This is a genomic window from Amycolatopsis sp. 195334CR, from assembly GCF_017309385.1.
GTDB lineage: Bacteria > Actinomycetota > Actinomycetes > Mycobacteriales > Pseudonocardiaceae > Amycolatopsis.
Map to the genome: position 1 here is coordinate 4,641,744 of NZ_JAFJMJ010000001.1, position 23,489 is coordinate 4,665,232.

Annotated in this window: 25 protein-coding genes; 7 read left to right on the top strand and 18 right to left on the bottom strand. The window is 71.4% G+C overall.

The genetic code is table 11. The annotated features are described in order from the left end of the window. Positions 1–7 precede the first annotated feature (7 nt). Positions 8–1,771: a family 20 glycosylhydrolase gene (locus JYK18_RS21760; RefSeq protein WP_206803770.1), complete on the bottom strand. Its 1,764-nt coding sequence runs from the start codon at positions 1,769–1,771 to the stop codon at positions 8–10. 141 nt (positions 1,772–1,912) lie between these two features. Between JYK18_RS21760 and JYK18_RS21765 the strand changes: the two genes are divergently transcribed. The 3 genes from JYK18_RS21765 to JYK18_RS21775 are packed head-to-tail and all read left to right on the top strand — an operon-like array spanning position 1,913 to position 4,544. Beyond that, entirely contained in the window at positions 1,913–2,518 is a 606-nt protein-coding gene (locus tag JYK18_RS21765) for a TetR/AcrR family transcriptional regulator (RefSeq protein ID WP_206803771.1), read from the top strand. After that, on the top strand, positions 2,515–3,483 hold the full coding sequence (locus tag JYK18_RS21770; protein ID WP_206803772.1) for an alpha/beta fold hydrolase: 969 nt from the start codon (positions 2,515–2,517) through the stop codon (positions 3,481–3,483). The genes JYK18_RS21765 and JYK18_RS21770 overlap by 4 nt, the downstream gene beginning before the upstream one ends. After that, positions 3,480–4,544: a nitronate monooxygenase family protein gene (locus tag JYK18_RS21775; protein WP_206803773.1), complete on the top strand. Its 1,065-nt coding sequence runs from the start codon at positions 3,480–3,482 to the stop codon at positions 4,542–4,544. The genes JYK18_RS21770 and JYK18_RS21775 overlap by 4 nt, the downstream gene beginning before the upstream one ends. 1 nt (position 4,545) lies before the next feature. Here the strand turns inward: JYK18_RS21775 and JYK18_RS21780 are convergent, their stop codons facing one another. The 3 genes from JYK18_RS21780 to JYK18_RS21790 form a co-directional block, all read right to left on the bottom strand. Further along, entirely contained in the window at positions 4,546–5,988 is a 1,443-nt protein-coding gene (locus JYK18_RS21780; RefSeq protein WP_206803774.1) for an amino acid permease, read from the bottom strand. 196 nt (positions 5,989–6,184) lie between these two features. Beyond that, the gene (locus JYK18_RS21785) at positions 6,185–7,195 is read right to left on the bottom strand and encodes an alpha/beta fold hydrolase (RefSeq protein ID WP_206803775.1); all 1,011 of its coding nucleotides are present in this window, start codon (positions 7,193–7,195) and stop codon (positions 6,185–6,187) included. A gap of 110 nt (positions 7,196–7,305) precedes the next feature. Further along, positions 7,306–8,271, bottom strand: coding sequence for a zinc-binding dehydrogenase (locus tag JYK18_RS21790; protein ID WP_206803776.1), 966 nt, complete (start codon positions 8,269–8,271; stop codon positions 7,306–7,308). Positions 8,272–8,327: 56 nt separating this feature from the next. Here JYK18_RS21790 and JYK18_RS21795 point away from each other — a divergent pair, with 56 nt between their 5' ends. Genes JYK18_RS21795 through JYK18_RS21805 form a run of 3 tightly spaced genes read left to right on the top strand, consistent with a single transcriptional unit; the run spans position 8,328 to position 9,317 of the window. Next, a complete protein-coding gene (locus tag JYK18_RS21795; protein WP_206803777.1) occupies positions 8,328–8,528 on the top strand; it encodes a hypothetical protein in 201 nt (66 codons plus the stop codon). 10 nt (positions 8,529–8,538) lie between these two features. Continuing rightward, positions 8,539–8,946 carry a ribonuclease domain-containing protein gene (locus JYK18_RS21800; protein ID WP_206803778.1) on the top strand — a complete coding sequence of 136 codons (408 nt, stop codon included), beginning with the start codon at positions 8,539–8,541 and terminating at the stop codon, positions 8,944–8,946. Further along, on the top strand, positions 8,943–9,317 hold the full coding sequence (locus tag JYK18_RS21805) for a barstar family protein (RefSeq protein WP_206803779.1): 375 nt from the start codon (positions 8,943–8,945) through the stop codon (positions 9,315–9,317). Before JYK18_RS21800 ends, JYK18_RS21805 begins: the two co-directional genes overlap by 4 nt. Before the next feature lie 15 nt (positions 9,318–9,332). On the opposite strand, the gene JYK18_RS21810 is transcribed toward JYK18_RS21805, so the two are convergent. From JYK18_RS21810 to JYK18_RS48305, 9 genes are all read right to left on the bottom strand, one after another. Beyond that, positions 9,333–10,106: an enoyl-CoA hydratase family protein gene (locus JYK18_RS21810; protein ID WP_206803780.1), complete on the bottom strand. Its 774-nt coding sequence runs from the start codon at positions 10,104–10,106 to the stop codon at positions 9,333–9,335. A gap of 55 nt (positions 10,107–10,161) precedes the next feature. After that, on the bottom strand, positions 10,162–10,791 hold the full coding sequence (locus JYK18_RS21815; RefSeq protein WP_206803781.1) for a cyclase: 630 nt from the start codon (positions 10,789–10,791) through the stop codon (positions 10,162–10,164). Between the two features lie 162 nt (positions 10,792–10,953). Beyond that, on the bottom strand, positions 10,954–11,685 hold the full coding sequence (locus tag JYK18_RS21820) for a sirohydrochlorin chelatase (RefSeq protein WP_206803782.1): 732 nt from the start codon (positions 11,683–11,685) through the stop codon (positions 10,954–10,956). Then, positions 11,682–12,944, bottom strand: a complete 1,263-nt coding sequence (locus JYK18_RS21825; RefSeq protein ID WP_206803783.1) for a sulfate adenylyltransferase subunit 1 — start codon at positions 12,942–12,944, stop codon at positions 11,682–11,684. The genes JYK18_RS21820 and JYK18_RS21825 overlap by 4 nt, the downstream gene beginning before the upstream one ends. Then, positions 12,944–13,864, bottom strand: a complete 921-nt coding sequence (cysD, locus tag JYK18_RS21830; RefSeq protein ID WP_206803784.1) for a sulfate adenylyltransferase subunit CysD — start codon at positions 13,862–13,864, stop codon at positions 12,944–12,946. Before cysD ends, JYK18_RS21825 begins: the two co-directional genes overlap by 1 nt. A gap of 11 nt (positions 13,865–13,875) precedes the next feature. After that, positions 13,876–14,571 (bottom strand): phosphoadenylyl-sulfate reductase, encoded by a 696-nt coding sequence (locus tag JYK18_RS21835; protein WP_206803785.1) that lies wholly within the window; start codon positions 14,569–14,571, stop codon positions 13,876–13,878. Next, positions 14,568–14,720 (bottom strand): Insertion element protein, encoded by a 153-nt coding sequence (locus tag JYK18_RS46805; RefSeq protein WP_307795985.1) that lies wholly within the window; start codon positions 14,718–14,720, stop codon positions 14,568–14,570. The genes JYK18_RS21835 and JYK18_RS46805 overlap by 4 nt, the downstream gene beginning before the upstream one ends. Continuing rightward, a complete protein-coding gene (locus tag JYK18_RS21840; RefSeq protein ID WP_206803786.1) occupies positions 14,717–16,405 on the bottom strand; it encodes a nitrite/sulfite reductase in 1,689 nt (562 codons plus the stop codon). Before JYK18_RS21840 ends, JYK18_RS46805 begins: the two co-directional genes overlap by 4 nt. A gap of 118 nt (positions 16,406–16,523) precedes the next feature. Further along, the gene (locus tag JYK18_RS48305; protein WP_374195039.1) at positions 16,524–16,682 is read right to left on the bottom strand and encodes a putative leader peptide; all 159 of its coding nucleotides are present in this window, start codon (positions 16,680–16,682) and stop codon (positions 16,524–16,526) included. Between the two features lie 26 nt (positions 16,683–16,708). Between JYK18_RS48305 and hemW the strand changes: the two genes are divergently transcribed. Further along, positions 16,709–17,920 carry a radical SAM family heme chaperone HemW gene (hemW, locus tag JYK18_RS21845; protein WP_206803787.1) on the top strand — a complete coding sequence of 404 codons (1,212 nt, stop codon included), beginning with the start codon at positions 16,709–16,711 and terminating at the stop codon, positions 17,918–17,920. 39 nt (positions 17,921–17,959) lie between these two features. Here hemW and JYK18_RS21850 read toward each other — a convergent pair whose 3' ends face one another. The 5 genes from JYK18_RS21850 to JYK18_RS21870 all read right to left on the bottom strand — a co-directional run bounded on the left by JYK18_RS21850 (position 17,960) and on the right by JYK18_RS21870 (position 23,434). After that, on the bottom strand, positions 17,960–19,042 hold the full coding sequence (locus JYK18_RS21850; RefSeq protein ID WP_206803788.1) for an IS110 family transposase: 1,083 nt from the start codon (positions 19,040–19,042) through the stop codon (positions 17,960–17,962). A gap of 304 nt (positions 19,043–19,346) precedes the next feature. Then, a complete protein-coding gene (locus JYK18_RS21855; protein ID WP_206803789.1) occupies positions 19,347–20,000 on the bottom strand; it encodes a response regulator transcription factor in 654 nt (217 codons plus the stop codon). Next, positions 19,997–21,133, bottom strand: coding sequence for a sensor histidine kinase (locus JYK18_RS21860; RefSeq protein WP_206803790.1), 1,137 nt, complete (start codon positions 21,131–21,133; stop codon positions 19,997–19,999). Before JYK18_RS21860 ends, JYK18_RS21855 begins: the two co-directional genes overlap by 4 nt. Next, positions 21,130–23,148 (bottom strand): MMPL family transporter, encoded by a 2,019-nt coding sequence (locus tag JYK18_RS21865; RefSeq protein ID WP_206803791.1) that lies wholly within the window; start codon positions 23,146–23,148, stop codon positions 21,130–21,132. Before JYK18_RS21865 ends, JYK18_RS21860 begins: the two co-directional genes overlap by 4 nt. A 100-nt stretch (positions 23,149–23,248) precedes the next feature. Continuing rightward, positions 23,249–23,434 carry a hypothetical protein gene (locus tag JYK18_RS21870; protein WP_206803792.1) on the bottom strand — a complete coding sequence of 62 codons (186 nt, stop codon included), beginning with the start codon at positions 23,432–23,434 and terminating at the stop codon, positions 23,249–23,251. Positions 23,435–23,489 lie beyond the last annotated feature (55 nt).

Genomic DNA, 23,489 nt, shown 5'->3' on the forward strand with positions numbered 1-23,489 from the left:
CTCGGCGTCAGCAGGGGCCGTCGTCGCGCCAGACGCCCCATTCGCCGGTGGTGCCGGGCTCCTCACCCTTCGTCCACCACTTGGCGGTCCACTTGGTGCCGTTGTGCGACACCACGTTCCCGCCGGTGTACACGGCCGCCGCGTCCCACGCGGGCTGGCTGCACACGCCCGGGTTGCCGCCGGTGTCCCACGGGATCTGCGAGGACTTGTAGAAGTTGATGCCCGCCGCCGTCCAGCGCGGGCCGTGGGCGCCGAGGCGGGTGCGGAACTGGTTCCAGTTGTGCGTGGCCCACGGCGACCAGCCGAGTTCGGCGTGCGCGGCCAGCCGCGGGAACGCCATGTACTCGATGTGCTGGCTGGTCACGATCGTCTCCGTCCACATCGGAGACTCCACGCCGAGCACTGCGGATTCCGGCACGCCGTTGAGGTAGGCACCGGGGTTCCACTCGTAGGCGGTCTGCACCTCGATGAACCCGGCCCAGCTGAGCCCGATCGGCGTGGACGAGTTGTACTTCATGTCCAGGTACGCCTTGTTCGCCGGGGACATCAGCACCTTGCTGCCGCGCGCCACCGCGTTCACCACGCCCTGGTCGGCGGTGGTGGTGCCCCAGAACTGCGGCACCGCGCTGCCGGGCAGCTGCACCTTCGCGATGTCGTGCCAGCCCTGCACGGTCTTGCCGTGCTGCGCCACCAGCGGCAGCACCTTGGTCATGAAGGTCTGGTAGTCCGCGTCCGAGGTCGCGTGGGCCTCGTCGCCGCCGATGTGGAAGTACGGGCCCGGGGTCAGCGCGGAGATCTCGCGGATCACGTCGGACACGAACTGGTAGGTGATGTCCTTCGAGATGCACAGCGAGCTGTAGCCGACCTCGATGTCGGTCCGCAGCGGCGGCGCGACGCCGTTGCAGTTCAGTTCGGCGTAGGAGGCCAGCGCCGCGTTGGTGTGGCCGGGCATGTCGATCTCGGGCACCACGGTGATGAACCGCGAAGCCGCGTAGGCGACGATCTCGCTGTACTGCGCCTTCGTGTAGTACCCGCCGGGACCGCCGCCGACCTGCGTGCTGCCGCCGTAGGTGGCCAGCTTGGGCCAGCTGTCGATCATGATCCGCCAGCCCTGGTCGTCGGCCAGGTGCAGGTGGAAGTAGTTGATCTTGTACTGGGCCAGCTGGTCGATGTACTTCTTCACCGCGTCGACCGGGTGGAAGTGCCTGGCCACGTCCAGCATCGCGCTGCGGTAGGCGAAGCGCGGGTGGTCGGTGATGGTGGCACCGGGCAGGGTCCACGGGCCGGGCTGCGTGGTGGGGCTCTCGATCGCGGCCGGGAACAGCTGGCGCAGCGTCTGCACCCCGCTGAACAAACCGGCCGCGGTGTTCGCCCGCAGCACCACGTTCTGCGCGGACACGGTCAGCTGGTAACCCTGGTCGCCGACACTGCTCGGCGCGCCGGACAGCAGCAGCGAGATGCCGTCGGCGGGCGGGGTCGACGGCGCGGACTGCACGGGCAGCGCGTAGCCGGTCGACTTGCGCAGCACGCCGGCCAGGTAGTCGCCGACCGGGGCCGAGGCGGCGTAGATCTTGGTGCTCTCCGCCAGCGTGTGGGTCACACCGGCGGCGGGCTGCACCGAGACCGGGACGGGAACCAGGCTGTTCAGCGGTTCGGCCGCGACGGCCGTGGCGGGCTGCAGCGCGGCGAACGAGCCGCCGGCGATGGTCAGTGCGGCGAGCGCGCGGGCCAGCCGCGTCCGCACGCGGGATCTTCCACCGGTTTTCACCATGGGCCTCCTGTACTCGGATTCTCCCACCGGATCGGGATAGAGGTCTAGACCAATACGGGCTAAATCGGGCCGGTGTTACCGCCGAACGGGTGCGTCGTGTTTCAATATGGCCATACGGTTATCGGCGGGAGGGGACGGCACGTGCCACGGGTGGCCGACCACGAGCAGCGGCGCAGGCAGGTGGCCGGTGCCGCGATGCGGGTGGTCGCGGCGGCCGGGATGGAGCGGGTCAGGGTGGCCGACGTGGCTGCCGAGGCGGGGGTCTCGGTCGGCCTGGTCCAGCACTACTTCCGCAGCAAGGACGACCTGCTGCTGTTCGCCTTCGAGCACCTCTGCGAGCAGTTGACCGAACGCGCCTTCGCCACCGGCGGACCGGCGGGCACCCGGCAGGGCCTGTTCGACTGGGTCTCCGGGTTCCTGGCGATCGGGCCGGTGCACACCCAGGAGTTGAAGGTCTACCTGGCTTTCTGCGGGCGGGCGCCGGACAGCGAGCGGATGCGGGTGGCGCAGGCCGAGGCGTACGAGCGGATGCGGCTGGCGCTGGTGCAGGAGATCGAACTGGCGCAGGGGAACGGGCTGGTCCCGGCCTGGCGGGACGCGAAGGTGGAGGCCATTCGGTTGTGGGCGCTGGTGGACGGCCTCGGCCTGCACGGACTGGCCGATCCGGACCGGCTGCCCGCCGAGACGCAACTGGCTGTGCTCGACGCCCATCTGGCGGAGCTTTTCGGTGGGGGAGAACCACGATGACGATGGTGGAACCAGGCCTGCGGCGGCTGGCCGTGCGGGTGCCCGGTGGCTCGATCGCGGTGCTGCTGCGGGAAAACCGGGAAGACCGGGAAGACACGGCGGAGCGGTCACGGGTGCCAGGACGGGAAGATGCGGCGGATCGGTCGCGGGAGCCGTTGGGGGAGGACGCGGCGGATCGGTCGCGGGAGGGCGCGGCGGTGCGGGACGGGGCCGCGGATCCGTCGGCGGCGGGCGGTGACGACCGGGTGCCGGTGTTGCTGGTGCACGGGGTGACCGGCTCGGCCGCGCTGTGGGCGCGGGTGACCGACCACATCGGACCGGGGCGGGCGGTGGCGGCGGTGGACCTGCGCGGGCACGGTGAGTCCACAGTGCACGGTTCGTTCGGTGCCGCGCGGCACGTGGCCGATCTGAACGCGGTGCTCGGCCACCTCGGCTGGGCGCGCTGCCACCTGGTCGGCGTGGGCTTCGGCGGCGGACTCGTGTTGCGGCTGGCGGCCACCGGCTCGCGGGCGGAATCGGTGACGCTGATCGGCACCGGGCTCACCGGCACCCCCGACCGCGTGCGGCCCGCGTTGCGCGCGCTGTGGCAGCTCGGCCCGGCCACCTACTTCGCGCCGGATAGTCCACATTGGAACTTCGGCCCGGGGGTGTGCCCCGAGGTGGTGGCCGAAACCGTGCGCGCGGCCGAGGCGATCCCGTTCCCGGTGCTGACCAGGATGCTGGAAGCCACCTGCGTGGAGGACTTCTCGCGGTACCGCCCGTCCGGCTGCCCGGTGCAGGTGGTCCGCGGCGAGCGGGACGGCTGCTTCACCGCGGAACTGGCCGCGGACACCGCGCGGGCCATGGACGCCCGGCTCCGCGTGGTACCGGGCTCGGGGCCGATGATCATGCTGGAGTCACCGGCGGAAACGGTCACCCTGCTCGAAGACTTCTGGGCGGCGCACTGGGTACGCTCGGACGCATGATCGCCGAACTCCGAGTGCCCGTGCTGGTCGCGCCGATGGCGGGTGGACCGTCGACGCCGGAACTGGTCGCCGCCGCGAACCGGGCCGGGGCGTCCGGCTTTCTCGCCGGTGGTTACCTCACCGCCGAAGCGCTGGGCACGCAGATCGCCCGCACCCGGGAGCTGACCGGCGATCCGTTCGGCGTCAACCTGTTCGTGCCGGGCGCACGCGGTGGCCACGACCTCGCGAACTACCAGCTGCGCCTGCTCGCCGAGGCCCAGCGGTACGGCGTCGAACCGGGTGTGCCGGACTGGAACGACGACCACTACCCGGCGAAGCTGGACCTCGTGGTGGCCGAGCGGATCCCGCTGGTTTCGTTCACCTTCGGCAGGCCGTCGGCCGCCGACGTCGAACGGCTGCACGCGGTGGGCAGCCGGGTGGTGGTCACGGTGACCACCCCCGCCGAGGCCCGGCTGGCCGCCGAGGTCGGCGCGGATGCCTTGTGCGTTCAGGGTTTCGAGGCAGGCGGACACCGCGCGCTGTTCACCGACGAGGAAACCGAGGCCGCGGGCGGCGAGACCTATGGCCTGCTCACCGCGCTGCGGCTCGCCGCGGCCGAAGTGGACTTGCCGCTGATCGCCACCGGCGGCCTGGCGCACGGTGCGGACGTCGCCGCCGTGCTCACCGCGGGCGCGGTGGCGGCCCAACTCGGCACGGCCTTCCTGCGGGCCGACGAGGCGGGTACCAACCAGACCTACCGGCAGGCGCTGGCCGAAGGCGGCCGCCGGACCGCGATCACCCGCGCGTTCAGCGGACGTCCCGCGCGCGGGCTGGTCAACCGCTTCCTGCTGGAGCACTCCGGCCCGGCCCCAGCGGCCTACCCGGAGGTCAACGGCCTGACCAAGCCGATCCGCGCGGCGGCGGCCAAGGCAGGCGATCCCGAGGCGCTTTCGCTGTGGTCGGGGCAGACCTACTCGCTGAGCAGGTCCGCCCCGGCCGCCGAGATCATCGAAACCCTGGACGCCGAACTGCGGGCCGCCGCCGGCCGGGCGCAGCGGTGGATGTTCCGCAGGAAGGACTGACCTACTTCTCGGCGTTCTCCTTGCCCAGCACCGAGTTGCGCCGGCTGTAGAGGAAGTAGATCGCCAGCCCGACGGCGAACCAGATGGCGAAGCGCAGCCAGGTCTCCGGCTGCAGGAAGGTGATCAGCCAGAGCGAGAAGACCACGCCGATGATCGGCACCACCGGCATGCCCGGGGTCTTGAACCCGCGCGGCAGGTCGGGGCGCTTGTACCGCAGCACGATCACCGCGATGCAGACCACCACGAACGCCAGCAGGATGCCGATGTTGGTCAGCTCGGCCGCCTCGGCGATCGGCAGGAACCCGGCGATCAGCGCCGAGGCCGCGCCCAGCACCCAGGTGATCCGGCTCGGCACCTTCTTCACCGGGTGCGTCTTGGCGAACCACTTGGGCAGCAGGCCGTCCCGGCTCATCGAGAAGCCGACGCGCGCCGCGCCCATCATGAAGGTGAACAACACGGTCAGGATGCCGAGAATGGCGCCGGCGGCGATGATCGCGCCGAGCCACTTCAGCCCGATCCCGGCGAACGCGCTGGAGAACGCGGCCTCGCTGTCGATGTCCTTGAAGTTCACCATGCCGGTCAGCACCAGGCACGCCAGCACGTAGAGCACCATCGAGATGGCCAGCGAGTACAGGATCGCCTTGGGCATGTGCTTCTGGGAGTCCTTCGACTCCTCGGCCGCGGTCGACATCGCGTCGTAGCCGAACACCGCGAAGAACACCGTGGCCGCGCCGGTGAACGCGCCCGCCCAGCCGAACGGGGCGAACGGGTTGTAGTTGTCGGTGTTGATGTGGAACGCGCCGACCACGATCACCAGCAGCACCACGCCGACCTTGAGGTAGACCAGCAGCGTCTCGAACCGGGCGGCGTTCTTCATGCCCTGGTTGAGGATGAACGCGATCAGCAGGCACAGCAGCACGGCGAACAGGTTCACCTTGTACGTGCCCGAAGCCACGCTGTCGGGTTCGGTGCCGGGCGCACCCAGCATCCACTCCGGCAGGGAGACGTTCAGGAAGCCCAGCAGGTCGTTGAAGTAGCCGCTGATGCCGATCGCCACCACCGCCACGATCGCGGTGTACTCCAGCAGCAGGTCCCAGCCGATGAACCAGCCGGTGATCTCACCGAGCACCGCGTAGCCGTAGGTGTAGGCCGAACCGGCCCGCGGGATGAGCCCGGCGAACTCGGCGTAGGAGAACGCCGCGGCCGCGCTGGCGATGCCCGCGATCAGGAAGGAGATCAGCACGGCCGGGCCCGCTGTCTCGTTCGCCACCGCGCCGGCCAGTGAGAAGATGCCCGCGCCGATGATGCCGCCGACCCCGATCGCGGTCAGCTGCCGCAGGCCGAGGGTGCGTTGCAGCCCCTCGCTCTCGGCCACCGGTTCGATCTGGTCGATGGGCTTGCGCCGGAAGATTCCGTTGCCGGAACCGCTCTGGCCGACGGTCATGGTCCGCTCCCGTGGTCGTGCTTGCGCGAAGGCCCGGATCGCGGGCCAAGCGGCACCGTACCCGGTGGGGGAAGCGGTAGGCACCTTCGCGCGGCGAGTCTGGGAAGGGGACTCGATTCAGTCCGGTGTCGCTGTCCGATACGCCGGATATGCGAGTTTTTCGCAGCTGGGCGGTAAAGACCGCGAGCCTTCGCGGTCAGGCGCTGGCCTCGGTGCCGACCTCGCCGGCGAGGGGCGCGACCGCGCGGCGCTGCTTGGTGTGCGTGGCGCTCGCGGCGAAGTAGGTGATCAGCTCGGCGATCGCGGGCGGGTCGTCCAGCTGCGGGCAGTGGCCCCAGTCGTCGCGGACCAGCAGCCTGCTGTGCGGCACCAGGCTGTGCAGCTGCTTGCCCGACGCGGCGCTGACCAGCTTGTCCTTGCCGCAGGCGACCACCAGCAGCGGAGCGCGCACGGTGTCGAGCTGGTACGCCGTGGCCAGCTCCTCCACCAGCTGCCTGGCCTGTTCGAGGCGGCCGGTGGTGGCCCGGTAGTCGGGGAACAGGTCGGTGAACCGGCGGACCTGCGTGGCGTCGGCCAGCGCGGAGTCGGCGTAGAGCAGCCGCGGCACCACCTGTTCGGCGATGGCGCGGACGACAAAACCGGGTACCGGCAACGGGAGTGCGGAGTACAGCCGCAGCGGCACCGGGAACCGGGACACCGTGCGGATCAGCCACGAGTCGACAAAACCGGGCGCGGCGATGGACACCACGCCGGCCACCGGCAGGCGGGTGCTCTGCGCGGCCCGCAGGCTGATCGTGCCGCCGAGCGAGTTCCCGGCCAGCACCACCGGGCCGAGCACCGACTGCTCCTTGACCAGCGCGGCGAGAAAGGTGTCCAGCTGCGGCAGCATCGCGCCGGGGCGCAGCGCGTCGGCGTCGCCGAAACCCGGTAGATCCACCGCGACCGCGGAATGTCCCGCGGCCGCAAGCTCTTCGAGTACCGGGCGCCAGGTGTCGGCGCTGTCGCAGTAGCCGTGCAGCAACACCAGTCTCGGCGTGGCCGGGCGGGCGGACCGCCGTGCCGAGCGGCGCCGCGGAGTGTCGGCGTCGGGCTGGGGACCGACCTCCAGCACGCGCGTGCGCGCACCGGCATAACGGCGGTGGGCGACCCGGATCCCCGAGTCGGCCGGCACCGTCGCCGGTGGTGCCTCCCGCTGCTGTGCGGTCATGTACTCCAGGGTAAGCACTGGATCGGGGTTTTCGCTCGCTTTGCTGCGATCACAGTCCGATGTCAGGGGTTCCCCTACCGCTGGGCGGCTGGTCTCGACCACTGGGCCGATCAGGCGACGAAAACGGTCTTCCCCGCGGTCTCGCCGTCGAGCATCTGCTGGAAGCCGGTGACCGCGTCCGCGAACGGCAGTTCCGCGCCGACCTGCGGCCGGATTCCGGAAAGCCGCACGTAGTCCAGCAGATCGGTGAGCTCGTCGCGGGTGCCCATGGTCGAACCGGCGATCCGCAGTTGCAGGAAGAACACCCGCTGCAGTTCCGCGTGCGCGTCCGGGCCGCTGGTCGACCCGGAGACCACGATGATGCCGCCGGGCTTCAGCGACTTCACCGAGTGTGACCAGGTGGCCTTGCCGACGGTCTCGAACACCGCATCCACCCGCTCCGGCAGTCGCGCTCCGGATTCGAAGGACTGGTGCGCGCCGAGCTGCTCGGCGAGCGCGCGCTTCTCCTCGGTGCGGCCGGTGACCCACACCCGGTACCCGGCCGCGCGGCCGAGCTGGACCAGCGCGGTGGACACGCCACCGGAGGCGCCCTGCACCAGCATGGTCTGGCCGGGGCGCAGGCCGGACTTGACGAAGAGCATGCGGTACGCGGTCAGCCAGGCGGTCCCCATCGTGGCGGCCTCGGTGAAGGACAGCTCCGCCGGCTTCGGCACGGCGTTGCGCGCGGGCACGATCACGTAGTCGGCGAAGGTGCCCTGGTGCTTCTCGGTGAGCAGGGTGCGCTTCGGGTCGAGCGTGTCGTCGCCCTGCCACCCGGGGGCGTTCACCACCGAGTGCAGCACCACCTCGGTGCCGTCGTCGAGCACGCCGGCGCCGTCGCAGCCGAGGATCATCGGGAACTGCTCGGGCTTGATGCCCACGCCGCGCAGGGTCCAGAGGTCGTGCATGTTCAGGCTGGCGGCCTTCACCGCCACCCGCACCCAGCCCTCGGGCACCTCGGGTTCGGGACGCTCGCCGACCACCAGCGAGTCCAGCGGGTTTTCCGGGTTCGGGGCCTTGGCGTATACGGCGAACATGGGCCGAACCTACCGGCGGGACCACGCCGGAGCCATCGGGGAGTAGTGTTCGACACGTGCTGGACGGAGTGTCGGACTGGTGGGACTCGGCGGAGCTGTGGCTGGCCCAGCTCTGGTTCCCGGTGCAGTTCATCCTGGTCATGGCCGTGCTGCTGCCGTTGTGCGCCGGCCTGGCCTGGCTGATCGACCGCACGGTGGACCGGCTGTCCCGCTGGTTGTCCTCGGCCCGGCGCGAGGACCCGGCGGGCCGGTCGTAGTCTTCGGGGCATGTTCAACCGGAGGCGGATCACCGCCGCGTTGATCGGCCTGATCGTGCTGGTGGTCGGCGGCTGGCTGGTCCAGGACCTCGTCGCGGACGACCCGGGCCCGGTGCCGGGCAGCGAGTCCGGCCTGCGGGTGGAGTCGCTTTCCGCGCTGCCGCCCGAAGCGGGCGAGACGTGGAAGCTGATCGGCTCGAACGGCCCGTTCCCGTACCCCCGCAACGACGGGGTCGAATTCCAGAACCGCGAGAAACGGCTGCCCGCGCGTGACTCCGGTTACTACCGGGAGTACACGGTGAAAACGCCGGGGAGCGGGGACCGCGGGGCGCGGCGGCTGGTCACCGGCGCGGCGCACGAGCTGTACTACACCGGGGACCATTACGCTTCGTTCGTCATCGTGGACCCGAGCAGGTGAGCGCCGTGGAACAACCGGATGCGCGAGCACTGGCGGAGCGCGCCCGCGCCCGTGGTGCCTACGCCCATGTACTGCCCGGCCCCGCGCCGGTGACCAAGGACGCGGCGATGGACGCGATCGCCGCCGCGCTGGAGTTCCCCGACTGGTTCGGCCGGAACCTCGACGCGCTCTACGACTGCCTGACCGACCTGTCCTGGCTGCCCGCCGGTGAGCACGTGCTGATCTGGGCGGGTTCGGAGGCGTTCAAGACCGCGGACCCGAAGGCCTACCTGGCCATCCGGAGCGTGCTCTCGGACGCGCAGCGGGCACTGGCCCCGAACGGGGCCCGGTCGGACTCGCGGCACCTGACGCTGCAGCTGCCGGAGTCCTGAACCGGTACAGGGACCTCAGGACCCCGGAACCCAGGACGGCGGCCGCTTCTGGGCGAACGCGGTGATGCCCTCCTGGCCCTCTTCGCTGGCGAAGAAGCCCGTCGACAGCTCCGTCATCTCGGCGAACCCGTCGGCCGGGGTGGCCGGGCGCGGGCGGCTGAGCAGTTCCTTGGTGGCCGCCAGCGCCCGCGGGCCGCCCATGGCCAAAGCCTTGACGTACCGCGAAACCTCGGCGTCCAAATCGGACGCGTCCACAGCGGAGTTCAGCAGGCCGATGGAAACCGCCCGCTCGGCGTCGAACTTGTCGCCGGTGAGGAACAGCTCGTGCGCGGCCCGCGCGTTCAGCCGCGGCAGCACGGTGAGCGAGATCACCGCGGGCACCACGCCGATGCGCACCTCGCTGAAGGCGAAGGTCGCTTCCTTGACCGCCACCGCGATGTCCGCCGCGGCCACCATGCCGATCCCGCCCGCCCTGGCCGGACCGGCCAGCTTGGCGACCACCGGCTTGGGGCTGGTCCACAGCTGTTCGAGGATCCGCGGGAACTCGTTGACGCCCTGGTCGCCCGCCCCGGCGCCCTTGGCCTCCTTGAGGTCCATCCCCGCGCAGAACACCGGCCCGGTGTGGTCGAGCACGATCACGCGCACCGCGTCGTCCTCGCGCGCCCTGCTCAGCCCCGCGCTCAGCTCCGAGCGCAGCTGCGCGGACAGCGCGTTGCGGTTGTGCGGGGAGTCCAGGGTGATCGTCGCGGTCCCGCCCGCCACCGCGTAGTGCACCAGTTCTTCAGCCATGGCCCCACCTTCGCACACGGCTGCCGGAAGATCCCGGCAGCCGCGTGCACCGGGCTCAGCCGATGGTCGTGGTGGTGAACACCGGGCTCGGGTTCGGGAAGCAGGCCGTCGGCGCGGTGATGTCGAAGAGCTGCGTGACCACCGTGTCGAAGGTCAGGCCCGGGTCGGCGTAGCTGGTGCCGCCGAGCTTGGTCTCGATCGTGCCGGACTGCCCGGCGGTCAGGTTCACCGTGATCGTGGGCAGTTCGAACGTCGCGCCACCGGCGAGCGGGCCGGGGAAGCTGAGCGTGCCCACCCCGTTCGCCACCTCGATCTTGGGCGGGGTCGAGCCGAGCCCGGAACCACCGGACAGCGTCGCGTTCACGAAGGTGGAGTTCGCCGGGATCGGGATCTCCAGCGCGAAGTTCTTGATGTGCTTGATCTTGTAGCCGCTGACGTCGGCGGGCACCTCGTTCGGCGCCGGGTCGACCACCACGGTCAGCGCGCCGCCGGGGGCCACCGTGGCCGGCGCGGTCACGTCCGCGGTCTGGTTCAGCGTGGCCTGCTGCGGCCCGACGATCGGGGCGTTGGCCTGGCAGTCGAGGACCACGTCGTGGGAGGCCGCCGAGGCCGGGGTGGCCATCGCGCACAACGGCACGACGGACAGCGCGGCGGTGGCCAGGGTTTTGCGCAGGGCAGACTTCATCGTCTCCACCTCTGGGGGTGTGTGGGATCGGGGAGGAGCTGCGCAGCGTTTAGATAGTTACCGGCAAGTTAAATAGCGCGTCAAGAAGCCACCGTTCCCATAAGCGGGTGGTGACCGGAACTGGGAACGGAACCAGCCGTAAAGAGCAGCGAACTCGGCCGATCAGGCCGGGATGACCTGCGAAGACCGCGTTTCCGCGTACCGGGCGAGCACCAGCTCGGCCACCCGCCGGTCGGTGCCCAGCGGGGCGGCCATCGGCACGTCCGGGCCGGCGAGACCGGCGATCCGGTCCGGCAGCAGGCCCGGTGCGAGGAACCACGACGCCACGGCGAGCCGTCGCGCCCCGTGCGCGCGCAGCTTCGCCATCGCGGCGGGCACGTCCGGCTTGGTGGCGCTGGCGAAGGCCGGGGCGACCAGCAGCCCGTGCCGCTGGTGCCAGCGCTCGGCCAGCGCGGTGACCGCGGCGTTCGCGGCCGCGTTCGAGGAACCGACGGCCGCCAGCACGACGCCCAGCTCCGGGTCGGCCAGGTCGGCGCCGGTTTCGCGCAGCCGGTCCAGCGCGACGGCTTCCAGTGCGGGAGCCACCCCGAGCACGTCCGCGATCCGCACGTCCAGCCGCGGCATCCGGCTGGTCACCTCGTGGACGAGCGCGGGCAGGTCGACCCGCGCGTGGTACGCGCTGCCCAGCAACAGCGGCGCGACCACGACCTCGCGGTGTCCCTCGTGGTGCAGCCGGAGCAGCACCTCGGGCACCGGCGGGTCGGACAGGTCCAGGAAGGCGACCCGCACGGTCAGCTCCGGGGCCAGCGCACGCACGCGCTCGACGAGGGCGCGCACGGTGGCCGCGGACCGCGGGTCCCGGCTGCCGTGCGCGACGACGACCAGCGGCCTCACGCGAACCGCTCGCCGATCAGCCCGGCGGCGAGCGTGTCGCCGTCCTTGGGGTCGATCACCAGGAACGCACCGGTGCGCGGGCTCTCGGCGTAGTCGTCCACCGGCAGGTCCTCCGCCAGGCGCAGGGAAACCGTGCCGATGTCGTTGAGCGACAACGAGTCCGGACTGTCCACAGTGGTCAGCGTCTGCTCGTCGAAGCGCGAGCCGATCTCGTCGACCAGCGCCTGCACGGTCCGCGCGCCGTGCTTGACCAGCACCCGCGCGCCCGGCGACAGCGGCTTGTTCGACAGCCAGCACAGCGCCGCGGTCAGCTCGTCGGTCACCCGCGGCGGCCGGTCCGCGATGGCGATCAGGTCACCCCGGGAGATGTCCAGATCGTCCTCCAGCAGCAGGGTCACCGAGGTGCCCGCGCCCGCCTCCGCCAGCTGGCCGTCCGCGGTGTCGATGGCCGCGACGCGGCTGCGCAACCCGTGCGGCAGCACCACGATCTCGTCACCCGGGCGCACGCTGCCCGCCGCGATCTGCCCGGCGTAACCCCGGTAGTCGGGGTGCTCCGGGGTGCGCGGCCGGATCACGTACTGCACCGGGAAGCGGAACGCCGCGTCGTGCGGGTCCGGCGCCACCGGCACCTCTTCCAGGTGCTCGAGCAGTGTCGGCCCGGCGTACCAGGGGGTGCGCTCGGACTTGACCGCCACGTTGTCGCCCCGCAGCGCCGAAACCGGGATGGAGAGCACGTCGCCCTCGGCGTACCCGAGCGAGGTGGCGTGCGCGGCGAACTCGTTGGCGATCACCGCGAAGGTGGCCTCGTCGTAGTCCACCAGGTCGATCTTGTTCACCGCGAGCACCAGGCGCGGCACGCCGAGCAGGGCCAGCACCGCGGCGTGGCGGCGGGTCTGCTCGACCACGCCGTTGCGGGCGTCGACCAGCAGCACGGCCAGCTGCGCGGTGGACGCGCCGGTCACCGTGTTCCGGGTGTACTGCACGTGGCCCGGGGTGTCGGCGAGCACGAAGCTGCGCCGCGGGGTGGCGAAGTAGCGGTAGGCCACGTCGATGGTGATGCCCTGCTCGCGCTCGGAGCGCAGCCCGTCCACCAGCAGCGAAAGGTCCGGAGTGGACAGTCCGCGGTCGACGCTGGCCCTGGTCACCGCGTCGAGCTGGTCGGCCAGCACCGACTTGGTGTCGTAGAGCAGGCGCCCGACCAGCGTGGACTTCCCGTCGTCCACGCTGCCCGCGGTGGCCAGCCTCAGCAGACTCGACATCAGAAGTAACCCTCTCGCTTGCGGTCTTCCATCGCCGCCTCGGACAGCCGGTCGTCGGCCCTGGTGGCGCCGCGCTCGGTCAGCCTGCTGGCCAGCACCTCGGCGATCACCTCGTCCACAGTGGACGCGGTGGACTCGATCGCGCCGGTGCACGAGCCGTCGCCGACGGTCCGGTAGCGCACGCTCAGCTCACGCACGTCCTCACCGGCGCGCGGGCCACCCCACGGGCCCTCGGTGAGCAGCATGCCGTCGCGCTCGTAGACCTTGCGCTGGTGCGTGAAGTAGATCGACGGCAGTTCGACGCCCTCGCGGTTGATGTAGTGCCACACGTCCGCCTCGGTCCAGTTGGACAGCGGGAAGACGCGCACCTGCTCACCGGGGCGGTGCCTGCCGTTGTAGAGGTTCCACAGCTCGGGGCGCTGCCGTCGCGGCTCCCACTGGCCGAAGGCGTTGCGGAGGCTGAAGATCCGTTCCTTGGCGCGGGCGCGTTCCTCGTCGCGCCGCCCGCCGCCGAAGACCGCGTCGAACTTGTGCTCGGCGATGGTGTCCAGCAGCGGCTGGGTCTGCAGCGGGTTCCGGGTGCCGTCCGGGCGCTCGGCCAGCCTGCCGTCGTCGATCCAGTCCTGCACGTTCGCCACGATCAGCCGCAGGCCGTGCCGCCGGACCACCTCGTCGCGGAAGGCGATCACCTCGTCGAAGTTGTGCCCGGTGTCCACGTGCAGCAACGGGAAGGGCACCGGCGCCGGCCAGAACGCCTTGATCGCCAGGTGCAGCAGCAGGGTGGAGTCCTTGCCACCGGAGAACAGGATCACCGGCCGGTCGAACTCACCGGCGACCTCGCGGAAGATGTGGATGGCTTCGGATTCCAGCGCGGCCAGGTTGTCCTGTGCCGCGTCGGTAGCGGGCTCGAGCGTCGTCACCTTGGTCCCTTTCAGCCGTGCAAGCCGCACTCGGTCTTGGCCTGGCCCGCCCAGCGGCCGCTGCGGGGGTCGGCGCCGGGCGCCACCTTCGCCGTGCAGGGCGCGCAGCCGATCGACGGGTAACCCGCCTCCACCAACGGGTTCTGCAGGATGCCGTGGTCGCGGATGTAGTCGTTGAACTCGTCGTCGGTCCACGCCGCGAGCGGGTTGACCTTGACCAGCCCGTTGCGCTCGTCCCAGCCGACGATCGGGGTGTTCGCCCGGGTCGGCGCGTCGACGCGGCGCACGCCGGTGACCCACGCCGAGTACTTCGCCAGCGTGGTGCGCAGCGGGACCACCTTGCGCAGGTGGCAGCACTGGCCGGGGTCGCGCTCGTGCAGCCGGGGGCCGTACTCGGCGTCCTGCTCGGCCACGCTCTGCTCGGCCTGCGCGTTGACCACCCGCACGTGCGGGTAGACCGCCTCGACCGCGTCCCTGGTGCCGATGGTCTCGGCGAAGTGGTAACCGGTCTGCAGGAAGAGAATGTCCACATCGGACTTGGCCTGGGTGGCCAGTTCGATCAGCACGGCGTCCTGCATGTTGGACGCCACGATGAAGTCGTCGCCGAAGGTGCGCACGGTCCAGTCCAGCGCTTCTTCGGCGGTGGCCTCGGCCAGTTCGGCCGAAGCCCGTTCGGCGAGGGTGCGGTAATCGGCTGTCGCGGTCATTTCTTCGCCACCTCCGGAAGGGACAATCCGAGGAACTTCACCGAGAAGACCCGTCGGCAACTCGAACAGAGCCAGGCCCCGTTCTCTTCCGGCCGGAGATCTTCGTCACCGCAGTAGGGGCAGTGGAACGGTGTCGCGCGCTCGGTCACTGCAGATCGCTTTCCTCGGCGCGGGCCACCCACTGCGCGAACCGCTCGCCCGTTTCGCGCTTTTCCGCGAAATTGCGCACGACGCGTTCCACGTAATCGGTCAGCTCGGTGCTGGTCACCTTGTGCCCGCGCAGTTTCCGGCCGAATCCGGCGTCCAGGCCGAGCCCGCCGCCGAGGTGCACCTGGAAGCCTTCGACCTGGTTGCCGTCGTTGTCGGTGACGATCTGGCCCTTGAGCCCGATGTCGGCGGTCTGGATGCGGGCGCACGAGTTCGGGCAGCCGTTGAGGTGCACGCTCAGCGCCTCGTCCAGGCCGATGTCGGACAGCCGCTTCTCCAGGTCGCCGACCAGGTCGTGCGCGCGGGCCTTGGTCTCGACGATGGCCAGCTTGCAGAACTCCAGCCCGGTGCAGGCCATCACGCCGCGCCGCCACGGCGACGGCTCGCTGTCCAGGCCCAGCTTCGACAGCGAGACCTGGAGCTCGGTGACCTTCTCCTCGGGCACGTCGAGCACCACGAGCTTCTGCTGCGGGGTGAGCCGGACGCGGTCGGAACCGGCCCGCTCCACCGCGTCCGCGGCGGCCAGCAGCGTGGTGCCGGAGACGCGGCCGGCGATCGGCGCGAAACCGACGTAGCGCTTGCCGTCGACCTGCCGGTGCACGCCGACGTGGTCGATCGGGCGGTCGGGCACCTCGGGCGCCGGGCCGTCGACCAGCTCGCGCTTGAGGTACTCGTCCTGCAGCACCTGGCGGAACTTCTCCGCGCCCCAGTCCTTGACCAGGAACTTGATCCGCGCCCGCGAGCGCAGGCGGCGGTAGCCGTAGTCGCGGAAGACGCTGATCACGCCCTCCCAGACCTCGGGCACCTCGTCGAGCGGCACCCAGGCGCCCAGGCGCTGGCCGATCATCGGGTTGGTGGACAGCCCGCCGCCGACCCACAGGTCGAAGCCGGGGCCGTGCTCGGGGTGGTGCACCCCGACGAAGGCCACGTCGTGGATCTCGTGCGCCACGTCGGCCTGGCCGGAGATCGCGGTCTTGAACTTGCGCGGCAGGTTCGAGTAACGCGGGTCACCGATGAACCGGCGCTTGATCTCGTCGATCGCGGGCGTGCCGTCGATGACCTCCTCGGCGGCGATGCCGGCCACCGGGGAGCCGAGGATGACGCGCGGGCTGTCGCCGCAGGCCTCCATCGTGGTCATCCCGGCGTCTTCCAGCTTCCGCCAGATCGCCGGCATGTCCTCGACCTGGATCCAGTGGTACTGGATGTTCTGCCGGTCGGTGATGTCGGCGGTGTCGCGCGCGTAGCGCTGCGAGATCTCGCCGAGCACGCGCAGCTGGGCCAGCGTCAGCGCGCCGCCGTCGAGGCGGACCCGCAGCATGAAGTAGCGGTCGTCCAGCTCCTCGGGCTCCAGGGTGGCCGTGCGGCCGCCGTCGATGCCCGGCTTGCGCTGGGTGTAGAGGCCGAACCAGCGGAACCGGCCGCGCAGGTCGGCGGGGTCGATCGAGTCGAAGCCGCCGTGCGCGTAGAGGTTCTCGATCCTGGCCCGGACGTTGAGCGGGTTGTCGTCCTTCTTGGAGCGCTCGTTCGGGTTGAGCGGTTCGCGGTAGCCGAGCGCCCACTGCCCCTCCCCGCGCCGCTGCTTGGCGCGTGCGGGGCGGGACGTGCTCGGGCGAGCAGGCGAGGCCATCGGTCCTCCGGAGTGGTTCTGGCGCCTGCGCACCGTGAACGCCCTGGTCTGGCCGTGGTGGGAGCGATCGCGGCTTGGCTCGGCGCCGACATGGCTTGGTCAGGCGGGCGGAGCGGGATTACGCACGGCAGAGGGCGCTGGCGACACGCCGGAGGTCGACGTGGCGGCGGGCCACGAGGAGGACACCGGCGTAAGTCACGGTCCCAGGGTGCCACGCGTCCACAATGTGGTCGAGCGTTGCCCGAATGGTGGGAGCGAGGTCACCGGCCCTGGTCACGGCGGCGGATTTGGGATAGTGGAGGCGTGCAACTGCTCACCGATCCCACGCCGCCCGTCGAGCTGGCCCTCCCCGAATCCGCGCTGGCGGGCCTGGGCACCCGGCCGTTCGGGGTCTACGTGCACGTGCCGTTCTGCGCCACGCGCTGCGGCTACTGCGACTTCAACACTTATACCGCCGGCGAGCTCGGCACGTCCTCCTCTCCCACCAGCTGGCTGGACGGGCTGCGCCGCGAACTGGACCTGGCCGCGGCGATGCTGGGCCGGGCCCCCGCGGTGGACACGGTGTTCGTCGGCGGTGGCACGCCCTCGCTGCTCGGCGGGGACGGCCTCGCCGCCGTGCTGGACGCCGTGCGCTCGTCGTTCGGCCTGGCCAAGGGCGCCGAGGTGACCACCGAGTCCAACCCGGAGTCGACCTCGCCCGCGTTCTTCGCCGACATCCGTGACGCCGGTTACAACCGCGTGTCGCTGGGCATGCAGTCCGCCGCGCAGCACGTGCTGAAGGTGCTGGACCGGGTGCACACGCCGGGGCGGCCGATCCTGGCCGCGATCGAGGCCCGCTCGGCCGGGTTCGAGCACGTCAACCTCGACCTGATCTACGGCACGCCGGGGGAGCGGGTCGAGGACCTGCGCGCGTCGCTGGACGCGGTGCTCACGGCCGGGGTGGACCACGTCTCGGCGTACGCGCTGATCGTCGAGGAGGGCACCGCGCTGGCCAGGCGGGTGCGCCGCGGCGAGCTGCCGATGCCGGACGACGACGTGCTCGCGGCCTACTACGAGCTGATCGACGAGGTGCTCGGCACGGCAGGGCTGCGCTGGTACGAGGTGTCGAACTGGGCGTCGTCGGACGCCGCGCGCTGCCACCACAACCTGGGCTACTGGCGCGGTGGTGACTGGTGGGGCGCCGGGCCGGGGGCGCACAGCCACGTCGGCGGGGTGCGCTGGTGGAACGTGAAGCACCCGGCGAAGTACGCGGACCTGCTGGCCGCGGGGCACGTACCGGCGGGTGGGCAGGAGGTGCTCACCCCGTCCGAACGGCACGTCGAACGGGTGATGCTGGAACTGCGCCTCGCCGAGGGGCTGCCGCTGGACGCCCTGGACGGCGCGGGCGCGTCCGAAGCCAGGGCGGCGGCTCGGGAGGGGCTGCTGGTCGAGTCCGCTTTGGACGCGGGGCGGGCGGTGCTGACGGACAAGGGCCGCCTGCTCGCCGACGGCGTCGTGCGCCGCCTGGTGCCCTAGGGACGCGGCGGAGTGCTGTGAATGATGCTCCTATTGAGGTCAAGGGGTTGTTGTGAGGTTGGCTATGTCTGTGGTGATGGTTCGGTGGATTTCGCGTGCGACGTAGCGTTTGAGGCAGCGGATGATGTGTCGTTTGGGGAGGCCTTCGCGGGTGCGTCGTTCGAGGTAGGCGCGGGTGCGGGGGCAGTGGCGCAGGCGGACGATCACTATTCGGTGGAGGGCGGCGTTGGCGTGGCGGTCGCCGCCGCGGTTGAGGCGGTGGCGGTTGTTGCGGCCGCTGCTGGCGTCGATCGGGGCGGTGCCGCAGAGGTGGGCGAACTGGGCTTCGGTGGTGATGCGGTCGGGGTTGTCTCCGGCGGTGGCCAGGAGCTGGGCGGCGGTGTCGGGGCCGACGCCGAACACGGCGGTGGTGGCGGGCAGGACCTGGCGGGTCAGGGTGTTCAGGTCGGTTTTGGCGTCGGTGATCTCGGTGGTGAGGTCGGTGATGCGCCGGGCGAGGCGGCGGAGCGCGGTTTTCGTGGCGTTGACGGGGCTGGTGAGGTCGGTGCCGGGGCGCAGCCGGGCGCAGGCCCTGGTCAGGGCTGTGCCGGTCAGGCCGGACAAGGATTCGCGTAGCGGGGCGGGGGCGGTGACGATCAGGGCGTGGAGTTGGTTGAGCGCGGCGGTGCGGGATTTGACCGCGCTGGTCAGCGCGGTGCGCAGGGCGGTGATCGCGGCGGCGGGCCCGGTGCCGGCTTTGGGGGTGGCCTCAGCGTGGCCGGCCAGGACGGCGCGGGCGGTGTTGATCGCGTCCTGGGTGTCGGTCTTTCCCTTGCGGCGGCGGGCATGCCGGTCGGGCTGGTTGACCTCCACCACCGTGACACCCTCGCCGGCCAGGTAGCGGGCCAGGCCCGCGCCGTAGGAACCGGTGCCCTCCACCCCGGCCGCGGACACCGTGCCGAACCCGGCCAGCCAGGTGCCCAGCGCGGTGTAGCCGGCGGTGGTGGCCGGGAAGGTGTGCGTGCCCAGTACCCGGCCGACAGGATCGAGCGCGGCGGCGGTGTGGGTGTCTTTATGGGTATCGACCCCGGCGATCACCGCGGTGTGCTGGGCAGTGTCGACGCCGGTGTGCTGATCAGTCATCCTGGTCTCTGCCGTCCCGTGGTGTTCAGTGGTCAGGGAGGGCACGTACCGGGCCAGCAGGGGTGGACAGCACAGTGATGGGTGTCCTGGTGGCACAGGCTCCTATCAAGTCACATCCCCTGGCCTGGTGACGTGCACGAACGGAGACCACCCCGGAACCGGCAGATCATTCGCAAGACAACCCCGGCCAGGGCGTCAGTGGCTTTCCGGGCCAAGCCCCGGGGCAGCCCCCGTCCATACACACCATCATCACTGTGGCTTTCACTGCGGAATCCGCAGTGAAAGCCACATTCACAGCATCGCGTCAGCGGCGTGGGTGGATGAGGCCGGATTCGTAGGCGGCGATCACCAGCTGCGCCCGGTCCCGCGCGTCGAGCTTGGTGAGCAGGCGGCTGACGTAGGTCTTCGCGGTCAGCGGGCTGATCACCAGCTCCTCGGCCAGTTCCGCGTTGCTCAGCCCCCGCCCGATCAGCGTCAGCACCTGCCGCTCCCGCGCGGTGAGCACCGCCAGCACGTCGCCCGGCGGGTCCGGGTGGGCCAGCACCCGGGTGATCAGCGCCCGCGTCGCACCCGGTGACAGCAGCGCGTCCCCGTCGGCGACGGTCCGGATGGCGTCCAGCAGCGCGGCCGGTTTGGCGTCCTTGACCAGGAACCCGCTGGCCCCGGCCCGCAGCGCGCCGAGCACGTTGTCGTCCGACTCGAAGGTGGTCAGGATCAGCACCCGCACCCCGGCCAGGTCGGGGTCCTCGGCGATCCGCGCGGTGGCCGCGATGCCGTCGGTGCCGGGCATGCGGATGTCCATCACCACCACGTCGGCGCGCTCGGCCCGGGCCATCGCCACCGCCTGCGCGCCGTCGGCCGCCTCGCCCACCACGTCCATGTCCCCGGCCGACGAGATCAGCAGGGCGAACGCGCTGCGGACCAGCGCCTGGTCGTCGGCCAGCAGGACCCGGATCACGGGCGCTCCTTCGCGGGCAGGTCGGCGGTGACGGTGAAGCCGCCGTGGCCGCCGGTACCGGCGGTGAGCCGTCCGCCGAGCACGGTGGCGCGTTCGGTCATGCCGATGATGCCGTACCCGGCGGACCGGCGGCCGTTCCCGCCGCGGCCGTCGTCGGTGATCTCCAGCCGCACGCGCTCGTCCTGGTAGTCGAGCCGGACCGTCGCCCGCGTGGCCCCGGCGTGCTTGACCACGTTCGTCAGCGCCTCCTGGGTGATCCGGTACAGGGTGATTTCCACCGCCTGGCCCAGTTCCCGGCGCTCGCCGTGCTCCTCGACGGTGACCGCGACCCCGGCGGACCGGGTCGCGTCGGCGAGTTCCGGCAGCCGGTCGAGACCGGGCGTCGGCTGGCGGTCGGAGTCGGTTTCGTTGCCGCGCAACACGTCCAGCGTGGTGCGGAGTTCCGCGAGCGCCTTGCTGCTGGCCTCGGCGACGGTCCGCAGCGGGTCGGCGATCCGCGCCAGCGCCGGGTTCTCGCGGTCCTCGTCGAGCAGGTGCGCGGCCACGCCGGCGTGCGCGTTGATCACCACGATGTTGTGCGCCAGCACGTCGTGCAGGTCGCGGGCGATCCGCAGCCGCTCCTCGGCCACCCCGCGCGCGGCACGCTCGTGGAGGCCGTCGATGTACTGGCGGTGTTGCCGGACGGCCTCGCCGAACACCGTCGCCACGGTCAGCCAGCCCAGCGGCGCGGCGATCTCCACCCCCGGCGGGCCGTCCTGGGTCAGCCCGATGGTCAGCGCGATGGCCAGGAAGATCGGCAGCAGGGTGGCGATCGTGCGCTTCCGTGTGCCGGTGACCACCGCGGTGTAGAGCAGCACCATGATCGGCGGCAGCGCGACCTCGTGCGGGTAGTCCACCGCGTGGTACGGCACCGCCGCGGCGCAGCCCACCAGCAACGCGGGCAGCGGCCAGCGGCGGCGGACGAGCACCGGCAGCGCCTGTGCCACGAGGAGTGCCGCGCCGAGGAGGTTGAGCGCGCGCCCTTCGAACCAGTGCGCGGGCAGCAACCACGCGGTCAGCACGGTGACCGCGGTCAAGGCGGCGGTCAGCGCCGCGTCGGCGAGACCGACGCGGCGCCCGGGTTCCCTCGTCACCGCTCCATCTTCCCCGGCAGCGCCACCAGCAGGGGCGCGACCAGCAGCGGTTGCACCACCAGCGTCTGCAGCAGCACCCCGGCGGCGACCGCGAAGCCCAGTTCGACCATCGGCACGAACGGCAGCGAGGCCAGCACCGCGAAGGTGGCCGCGAGCACCAGGCCCGCCGACGCGATCACCCCACCGGTCGAGGTCACCGCCCGGCGCGTGGCCTCCTTCGTGCCCAGCCGCGGCGCGTCGTCGCGGATGCGCGCCACCAGGAAGATCGAATAGTCCACCCCCAGCGCGACGCCGAAGACGAAGCACAAGGCGGGCAGGTTCGCCGCCGTTCCGGCGAAGCCGAAGAGCAGGTCGAAGGCGACCGCGCCGATGCCGAGCGCGGCGGCGAAGCAGAGCAGCACCGTGCCCACCACCACGAGCGAGGCCAGCACCTTGCGCAACAGCAGGACCAGCACGAGCAGGACCACGGCGAGCACCAACGGCAGCACGCGCCAGTTGTCCGACGTGGTGGCCTCGCGCGTGTCCAGTTCCTCCGCCGCCGGACCGCCGACGAGCGCGTCCGGCCCGACGGCCGCGCGCAGCCTGCTCACCGTGTCGAACTCCTCCTGGCTGTCCGGCGTGGCGGCCGGGTGGACCTCGATCACGGTCAGCCCGTCGCCCTGCTGAGCCGGTTCGGCGTCGGCGACCCCGGGCACGGCCGTGGCCCGCGCGGTCACGTCGGCGGCTCGGGAGCTGTCGGTGACCACGGTGAGCGGGCGGCCGCTCTGCTCGGGGAACGCCTGCCCGAGCGTGGCGTACCCGGCGACCGACTCCGGGGTGTCGGTGAACTGGCCGGTCTCGCCGAGGTCGCCGCCGAGCTGGGTGAGGCCGAGGGCGAACACGCCGAGCACGGCGGCGCCCGCCGCGGCGGTGCGCACCGGTTTGCCGACGGCGTGCTGGGCGACCCCGGCCCAGATCCCGCGGTTCGCCGTGGCCGGAGCGCCGTAGCGCGGCACCTTCGGCCAGAACACCCGCCTGCCGGTGAGCACCAGCAACGCCGGGAACAAGGTGAGCATGGTGAGCAGCGTGCAGGCGATGCCGACGGCACCGGCCAGGCCGAGCCCGGACAGGTCGTTCATCCGCGCGGCGAGCAGGCAGAGCAGGCCGAGCGTGACCGTGCCCGCCGACGCGAGCACCGCCGGGCCGGCTCCCCGCAGCGCGGCGCCCATCGCCTGGTGCACGTCGTGCACGCGGCGGAGTTCCTCCCGGTACCGGGCGACCAGCAGCATCGCGTAGTCGGTGCCCGCGCCGAAAACGAGCACGATCATGATCGAGAAGCTCTGCGTGGAAACGGTGATCCCGGCGGCCGACGCGATCCCGTACAGCGCCGCCATGGCGACCACCGCCGACCCGCCGACCGCGGCGAGCGGCAGCAGCCACAGGAACGGGCTGCGGTAGGTGATGATCAACAGCAGCGCCACCACCGCGGTGGTCACCATCATCAGTGTTTCGTCGATGCCCTCGAACACCGCGTCGATGTCGGCGCCGATCGCGCTGGGACCGGTCACCTGCACGGTGAGCCCCGGCGGCGGTTGCGCCACGGCGAGGCGGACCTCCTCGACGAAGGCGGCCGTGCGTTCCTCGTCCTCGCCGGGGTTCTCGCGCTCGACCTGGTACAGCAACGTCCGGCCGTCGTCGGAGGTGACCGGCGGCATGCCGCTCGCGCCGAGCGCGTCGCGGCGCCCGGTCGCCCACGTGCGGTCCGCTTCGGTGATGCCGCCGTCGCGCTGCTGCACGACGAGCACCTGATCGCCCTCGCCGCCGGGGATCCGCTCCACGAGTTCGGTGACCCTGGTGGATTCCGCGTCGGCGGGCAGCCGGTCGCGGGCGTCGTCGCTCTGCACCGAGCCGATGTTCAGCCCCACCGGTACGGCGAGCGCGAGCAGCAGCAACCACAACCCGATGACCACCCGCTTGGCCGTCCGCCCGGCGGGCAGCGCGAAGATCCCGCGTGCCTGTTCCGCTTTTTCCAGCACCGTTTCGCCCCTTTCCGTTCAGGGCGAAACGGTGCCGGTTCAGCGGTGGTGCGCGCGTCCGGCCGGAGTGGACAGCCGGGGTACTCCCGTGGTGGACACCTCAGCGGCGGCTGCGCCGCCAGCCGCCGGTGCGGACGTTCGCGCCGACCCCGGCCAGGTGCAGTGCCATGCACAGCAGGCCAGCGGTGAGCAGGGTCCCGCCGTTGATGACCTCCCCGATCGAGGCGTCGGTCAGGTCGAGGATCAGCGCCAGGCCGAAGATGACCGCGGCAACGATGGCTAACACAGCAGTCCTCCTTTCGATCCCCCGATACCGCGTCGGATACCCGGACCGCGGCGCG